This window comes from Diaphorobacter caeni (genome assembly GCF_015354245.1).
GTDB classification, from domain to species: domain Bacteria; phylum Pseudomonadota; class Gammaproteobacteria; order Burkholderiales; family Burkholderiaceae_C; genus Diaphorobacter_A; species Diaphorobacter_A caeni.
Map to the genome: position 1 here is coordinate 25,715 of NZ_JADKYZ010000018.1, position 6,850 is coordinate 32,564.

The 6,850-nt window shown below is 61.0% G+C and carries 7 protein-coding genes and 2 pseudogenes; 5 read left to right on the plus strand and 4 right to left on the minus strand.

Features of this window, described 5'->3' with window-relative positions:
* Positions 1-36 precede the first annotated feature (36 nt).
* Positions 37-2,706 (minus strand): TraI/MobA(P) family conjugative relaxase, encoded by a 2,670-nt coding sequence (traI, locus tag ISG32_RS26955; RefSeq protein WP_194774085.1) that lies wholly within the window; start codon positions 2,704-2,706, stop codon positions 37-39.
* Positions 2,696-3,007, minus strand: a complete 312-nt coding sequence (locus ISG32_RS26960; RefSeq protein WP_166312490.1) for a plasmid mobilization protein — start codon at positions 3,005-3,007, stop codon at positions 2,696-2,698. The genes traI and ISG32_RS26960 overlap by 11 nt, the downstream gene beginning before the upstream one ends.
* A 313-nt stretch (positions 3,008-3,320) precedes the next feature.
* Here ISG32_RS26960 and ISG32_RS26965 point away from each other — a divergent pair, with 313 nt between their 5' ends.
* From ISG32_RS26965 to ISG32_RS26980, 4 genes are read left to right on the plus strand one after another with little or no spacing between them, the layout of a single operon-like run.
* Positions 3,321-3,677, plus strand: coding sequence for a protein mobC (locus ISG32_RS26965; protein WP_194774086.1), 357 nt, complete (start codon positions 3,321-3,323; stop codon positions 3,675-3,677).
* 12 nt (positions 3,678-3,689) lie between these two features.
* Positions 3,690-4,373 carry a nucleotide-binding protein gene (locus ISG32_RS26970; RefSeq protein WP_166312488.1) on the plus strand — a complete coding sequence of 228 codons (684 nt, stop codon included), beginning with the start codon at positions 3,690-3,692 and terminating at the stop codon, positions 4,371-4,373.
* Positions 4,366-5,004 carry a DUF6753 family protein gene (locus ISG32_RS26975; protein ID WP_009873359.1) on the plus strand — a complete coding sequence of 213 codons (639 nt, stop codon included), beginning with the start codon at positions 4,366-4,368 and terminating at the stop codon, positions 5,002-5,004. Before ISG32_RS26970 ends, ISG32_RS26975 begins: the two co-directional genes overlap by 8 nt.
* Positions 5,001-5,624, plus strand: a complete 624-nt coding sequence (locus ISG32_RS26980) for an OfxX fusion product (RefSeq protein WP_228530150.1) — start codon at positions 5,001-5,003, stop codon at positions 5,622-5,624. The genes ISG32_RS26975 and ISG32_RS26980 overlap by 4 nt, the downstream gene beginning before the upstream one ends.
* On the opposite strand, the pseudogene ISG32_RS26985 reads toward ISG32_RS26980, so the two are convergent.
* Positions 5,570-5,812: pseudogene (locus ISG32_RS26985) on the minus strand (transposase zinc-binding domain-containing protein); the annotation flags it as partial. The gene ISG32_RS26980 and the pseudogene ISG32_RS26985 overlap by 55 nt on opposite strands.
* 10 nt (positions 5,813-5,822) lie before the next feature.
* A pseudogene (locus ISG32_RS26990) lies at positions 5,823-6,221 on the minus strand (class I tRNA ligase family protein); the annotation flags it as partial.
* A 233-nt stretch (positions 6,222-6,454) separates the two neighbouring features.
* On the opposite strand from ISG32_RS26990, the gene ISG32_RS26995 reads away from it, so the two are divergent.
* Positions 6,455-6,730, plus strand: coding sequence for a hypothetical protein (locus ISG32_RS26995; protein WP_194774087.1), 276 nt, complete (start codon positions 6,455-6,457; stop codon positions 6,728-6,730).
* The last annotated feature ends 120 nt before the right edge of the window (positions 6,731-6,850 follow it).

The following is a 6,850-nucleotide window of genomic DNA, read 5'->3' on the forward strand; positions in this document are numbered from 1 at the left end:
TCTTATTGTAGCGTCTTTTTGTAGTTACATCAAGTCTTATCGACTCATGCCGGGTGAGTTGTCGCGCTCGATCTTCTGCGCCTTGGCCTGCTCCTGCTGGCGTACAGGCTCGCGCCCTTCCAGCTTCTCCCACTGCTGGCGGTACTTCCCAAGCTCGGCGGCTTGCCGGTCGCCTGCGGCGCTGTAGGCATAGCGGGCGGTGCGCTGCGCGTAGTCGTTCCAGTCGCGCCCCTCGTCCTTCTGCCGGGTGGCCGGGGCGCACTGGCGGATAGCGCCCTCGATGGCGGCTTGATCGTGGCCGGTAACGCGCATCCGCACGGCAATCATGGAATCCACGCGGGACAAATCCACCTCGCCGCCCCGCTGCCGCTTGAGCACGTCGCGGTAATGCCGCTGATAGGCGTCGATCGCGCTGCCGCTGGCCGCTGCAAGCTCCAAGGCGGGCTTGGCCTTGCTGCGCTCGGGCTGCTGCGCCTTCAAGGCGGCTTGCCGCTGATACTCGGCGTCGATCTGGCTGGACAGAGCCAGCGCCTTGACGCACTCGCGGCGCTCGGCCTTGAGCAAGCGCACCTCGGGATAGCTGCCGTCCTCCCGCTGGTGCTTGGGCTTGCGGTTCTCGTAGCCGGGTGCGCGGTGCGGATGGATAGCGCCCGATAGCTTCGGGTCGCCGTATTCGCGGTTCAGGGCATCGCTCAGCCGGTTGCCCACGTCCTTGTCATGGACCGTCCCCAGCTTCGGCACGGTGATGATGGCCTGATAGTTGCCGGGGCTGGATTCCAGCACGGCGGCGGGCTGGTAGCCGTCCTTGATAAGCCGCTCCAGCTTCTCCCGGCTCATGTCGTCGATCAGGATGTGATGCTTCTTGTCCGATAGCGGCGTGTAGTAGAGGTTTTCGCCCCTGCGCTGTAGGCGCTGCATCTCCGGCGTGCGCTGCTCAATCTCCTGCGGCGTGAAACCCCGCGTGATGCCGTCCTTTTTGTCGAGGATGAAGGTTTGCTTGCCGCCGTCCTCGCGCATCTTGATGCTTGTCACCCGGTAACGCTCCGCGCCTACCGCTTCCGCGTACCGCTCGAACTGCTTTAGCTGCTCCGATTTCATCGCTTGCGCCCTCTCCTGCTGTATCCGCTGCCGCTCCCGCTGGATGCTCTCCTGAAGCTCAGGATTCGTGATCTTGAAGCCGTGCTCTGCTGCTAACTTCACGCACATGGTCTTGTATTCGTCGCACCCTGTCACGGTGAAGCTGCCCCACTTCTGCGCCGATAGCTGCAAGGCGGCAAGCGTGCTGTCCCGGTTGCGCCAGTCGTGAATGTCGATGCTCTTGCCCTTGTCCACGAAAGACACACCCCCGCCCCTCCCCGCTTCGTCCTTGCGGCTGTAGTGCACCTGCTGACCGACGATTTCCGGCACATAGGCGCGGATGTCTCGCACCGTCGGCGGCTCGCTGCGGTCGCCCTCGATGCGCTGCGGTTCACTGGCCCGGTGCCGCCACTGCTCGGCAAGCTCCGGGCTTTTCTGCATCCGCTGCCACTGCTCCAGGTCGGGATAGGGGCGGAACTGCTGCCGCCACTGCTCACGCTGCTTCTGGTGTTTCTCTTTCAAAGCGGCTTTCTCTGCGGCCTGCTCGGCGGCAATCACGCTGCGCATGGCGTTGAGCACTTCGCCCTTGCCTTTCCAGTTGCCGCGCATGAGTTCATCGCGGCGGGCCTTCTGCTGCTCGGCCAGTTGCTTGCGCTCCTGCTCCTGCTGCTTGTCCAGCGCCAGCTTGGCCGCGTTCTTTGCGGCGTAATGAGCCTTGCGCCCGGTGATGTAGTCCTTCCAGCCCGGCACGTCTGGCTTGATAGGCTCCGGCTCGCGCTGCGCTACCTGCTGATGCTGCGGCGCGGGCTGATACTCGCCTAGACGCTTCTGCATCTTGGCAAGGCTTGCGTTGCGGTCTACGTCGCTGGCCTTCACGCCAACATCCCCGACAAACACGGTTGCCCCGCTGCCGGTTTTCTCGTAGCGCATCCCCTTGGCTGCTAACTCGCGGTGCAACTGCTCCCAGCTTTGCGCCTGCTTGATGATGGCTGCACCGTCCTCGATGGCGATACGGTGGGCTGACTTCTCCCCGGTGCGGTTCTCCATGTCCCGCTTCTTCTGGTCGGGCTGGCGTGGCTTTTCCGGGTCGTATGGCGCTCGGCCTAGCTCCCCGTTCTCCAACACCTGATAGCGCCCGTTTTGCTCACGCTGCCAGCCTTGCGCGTGCTCAATCCGGGCAATGGCCTTGTGCGCCATTTCGATATCAAAGCCCCGGTTAATCTCGACAATCTTGAGCTTTTCAGGATGCACACGGTTGATGGCGATGTGCAGATGGATATTGTCCGTATCTTTGTGCAAGCCGTAGATGGCCTGGTGGTCTTTCCATCCGAGTTCTTCCATGAAGATGCTTACTGCTTCTTCCACCTGCTCCGGGCTGGGCTGCTCGCCCTCTCGCCAACTCATGATGTAGTGATTGACCGGGTTCTTGCTGCGCACGGATTCAGCGGCAAGGGCTACCATTTCTTCACGCTGTGCGGCGTGGCCGTCACAGAGGAAACCGCGCCCGTTGGCGTACAGCACCTTTTCATCCGGGTTCTGGTTGTGCGGCTCGCGGATGTAGTCGGCCAAGTCGCGGATGCTCCCCGTCTTGTGCTTGGTTTTTGAGTTCGGCACCTTCTTAACGATCACGGCTCAACCTCTCGATGTAGGCTTTCACTGCCAGCAGCGCTCCGGCTGTTTCCTTGCTGTAAACGCCTCCGCTTTCGTTGTGAATGTGTTTAAGCAAGCCGCCGATGCGGCGTAGCTCTTTGAGCATCACGGCGTCGGCGTTGGCAATGATCGGCCTGCCGAAGTAACGGCGGCGGACAAGCTCCGACATGCTCAACCCGGCAAGGTCGGCATCCTCTTTCAGACGGGCCTTCTCCGCTGCGGTCAGCCGCACGTTGATAACGGCGTCTAGCGGTTCCGGCCCTTGCGTTTCAAATGGCATCGTGTCTCCTTCTCGCCGGGGCGGCGGGGGCGGGGTGTGTCTTGGACAGTAAGAAGCGAAAGCGCCGCACTGTCCGGGGTCAAGGGGCGCGCCCCTTGCAGGATGAGCCAGACCGTGAGAAGCGAAGCGCCGAATGGGCAGGCGGGGATTGGCAGGAACATGGCGTAGCCATGTGTATGACAATCCGCATCCTGTTAAGCTCAACCGCTTTACTATCGTATCAGCAGTTTAGGTGCACGGGACGCACTTTGCAACAAGCACAAATGGCGCTATGCTGTCAACTCCGTAACCAGTGAGCAAAGGAGTTAGCACGATGAAGTACACAACAGAACAGCTAGAGGCTATCGCTGCAAAGCTGCGGGAGATGCCTCCAGTAGAGAAGAAGAAGCAGGAGCACAGCAAGCAAGAGGCCGTGCGCATCCTTTCCAAAGAGATCGCGGCTTTGCAAAAGCGTGGATACACGCTTGACCAGATTTCAGAGACGCTGCGCGGCGAAGGTCTGAGCATCGCAACCCCAACGCTCAAGAGCTACTTGCAGAGAGCAAAGCTAGCGAAAAAAGCCCCGGTGCAAGCACCGGGAGACACACCCCCGCGCCTCCCCGCCGTCAAGAAGCCTGCGGATACATCAAAGGCGACATTCACCCCGAAACCTGACAGCGACGACATTTAAGGAGTAAGCAACATGGCGAAAAGCATTTACCTGATCGGTGGCAGCAAGGGCGGCGTTGGCAAGTCGCTTGTCACGATGGCAACGGTTGATTACCTGCAAGAGCGCGGCGAAAGCGTATTGCTGATTGAGTCTGACACCTCTAACCCGGACGTATGGAAAGCCTATAAGGAAAGCACGGAAACGGAGCTTATCAATCTGGATGAGGCGGACGGATGGATTCAGCTAGTGAACTTGTGCGATAGCAAACCGGATAGCGTCGTGGTCATCAACACGGCAGCGCGGAATAACAAGGGTGTGAGCACCTACGGTGAAACACTGAATAGCACGCTTGCGGAACTCAAGCGCAAGCTGGTCACGCTGTGGGTGATTAACCGTCAACGGGATAGCCTCGAACTGCTCAAGGAATACATGGATGCAATCCCGAACTCGGCCGTTCACGTGGTGCGCAATGGACACTTCGGAGAAGAAAAAAAATTCGAGCTTTACAACGGCTCCAAGCTGCGCACGGCGGTAGAGGAACGCGGCGGGAAGTCGGTGACATTCCCGGACTTGGCCGACCGTGTGAGCGATGACATTTACAGCAAGCGCATGAGCATTGCGATAGCACTCAAGGAACTGCCCATTGGCAACCGTGCGGAGCTTACCCGGTGGCGCAATGAGGTTAAAAAGGTATTGGAGGCCGTAGTCCATGAGTGACCTTGACGACAGCTTTGCAAAGCTGCTCGGCAGGCAACCCAGTGACGCGGAGCGGCAAAGTCTTTACCGGGTTCGGGATGCACTCGGCCTGAAAAACAATGATGCGCTGTGGCTGGTGCTCATGGCCTTGCAACACTACCAAGGCCAGTATGAGAAGTTCCCGCAAGCGATAGCACAAGCAGCCAAAGATACCTTGGTCAATTTCAAGGTAACGGCGGATGCAACCGTGAAAGCATCAGCGGAAGCAGCCAAGGCGGATTTGGCGCAAGCGGTAGCAGCAGCAGCGCAAGAGGTCGCGCACAACACATCAGCAAAGCAGATGTGGCAGTGGGCGGCGGGCTGCATCGCCGTGGCCTTCCTGTGCGTCGGCCTGTTCGGCTGGTACATGCACAGCAGCGGCAAGGATTCGGGCTATCAGGCCGGATACGGCGCGGGATACACCGAAGCCAAGGACGAGAAAGCGGCGGCGGCATGGGCCAACACGCCAGAGGGGCGCTTGGCCTACCGTTTCGCGCAAACCGGAAGCCTCGCCAGCTTGGCGAAGTGCGATAGGCCAGGGTGGTACGTCGAAAAAGGCGTGTGCTACGTCAAGCCCGCATCGGATGGCACCTACGGATGGAGGTTGCCATGAGAATCAAGATCAAAGGAGAAATCACGGCAGAACGCCTAGCGGAAGCACTGCACGCAGCAGCAGAAAAATACGAAGCTGTGAGGCCGGGGCACAAGGTCTATGGGGCCAATCTCTACCTAACCGCCTTCGATGCTGATGGTCTGCCGTTCGATCTGGTAGACCATCGCGGCGAACCGCTTTCGATCACCATCGAGGCCAAATCGGGCGAACTGGTGAAACCGGCCCTCACAGCAGAAGGAGAAGCACGCCGACAGAAAGACAAAGAGGAAGCACAACGGCAAGCCGAAAAAGCAGAAGCGGAAGCACAGGCAAGACACAGAAAAACGTTCGACGAGTACGAAAAAGAACGCCAAAAGCGACGGGAGAAAGAAGCCGAAGCAAGGAAGCAATTTGAGGACGCGAACGCAATCACTGCCGAACTCTTGAAAACCATGCCGGAACGCTTCATCGACGAACTGAACAAAACCGTGCAAGGCGTTTGGGACGACCTCAAGCCAACCGAAACGCAAGGCAAGAAGAAGGGCCAGCCGAAAGCGCTACCAGTCTTTTCCATCCATGCGGACGGGCTGGTGCACGAGGGGCAGACTCCCCGGCCTTTGCAGGAGAAGGCTACAAAGTAGTCGTGCCCACAGTCGCCGCAGCGAGCGCGGGCAAAGCCATGGGCAAAGATGCCGCACTCAAGATACTTGGCAAACGCTTTGCGCACGAAGGGCTTGGGGGTGTGGTGGTCGCCCTGGCCGTCGAACTGACCCGCGCTGGCCAACTCTAGCCAGGTCTCGTGGTGCTCGGCTACCGTTTGGTAGAGCAGCGTGCGTTCGGGGTGGCGTGGGTTGTAGCTCGCGTCCCAGGTCGTGGCGGCTGGTGCCCTGGCCCTGCAGCTGGCGCTCCACCACGATCTGCGTGGCGATGCCGGCGTGGTCCGTGCCCGGCACCCAGACGGTGTTGTGGCCCAGCATGCGGTGGTAGCGCGTCAGGCTGTCCATGATGGTTTGGTTGAACGCGTGGCCCATGTGCAGCGTGCCCGTCACGTTGGGCGGCGGCAGCTGGATGGCGAAGGAGGGCTGGCCGGCATCGGCCTGGCCGGTGCCGCGCACGCCGGCGCGGCCGTAGCCGCGCTGCTCCCACAGCGGCCCCCAGTGCGCCTCCAGCGGCGCGGGCTCGAAGGACTTGGACAGGCTGTTCAGGCCGGGCTGGGAGAGGAGGGTGTCGTCGCTCATGGCAATGAAGAACGGCATCCCGTGGGATGCCGTTCGCGGGCAGTGGATTGGAGGATGCGGGGCATTTTATTCGCTGCGCGCATGCTCCTGATTGAATAGCTGCCAGCGCTTGTCCATCAAGGGATGGAGGCTGTTTTTGTATGTAACGCCGCTGGCGGGCCGGCAGCATGCGGCTTTATGCACAATGCGGTGTTCTCGCCCCGTCCACTCCTATACTACCCGGCGTGACCACCGTGAAGAACACACTCCTACATGCTTCGGCGGCGCTGCTGGCCCTGGGCCTGGCCCCGGCCGCCGTCCAGGCCCAGGCCGGCCCTGCGGCCGAGCCCCTGAGCTACGCGCAGGCCGAGCAGCTGCTGCTCACCCGCTCCGACCGGCTGGCGGCCGCCGCGCGCGAGGTGGAAAGCGCCCGCCTGCGCCGCGAGGCCATGCAGGGGCTGGGCGGGCCGTCGGTGGCCGTCACCGGCACCGCGCTGCGCTCTTCGGCCAACGCCGACATCAGGGGGTAGATCAAGCAGTCGTGTCACCAGCCGCCATTTCGATCACGGCAATGGCAGCCGGGCGTTCACGTTCAAATTGTTCCGGTCTGGATGAGGCCGACTGACGTCTCGGATGGCGCGTGACATACG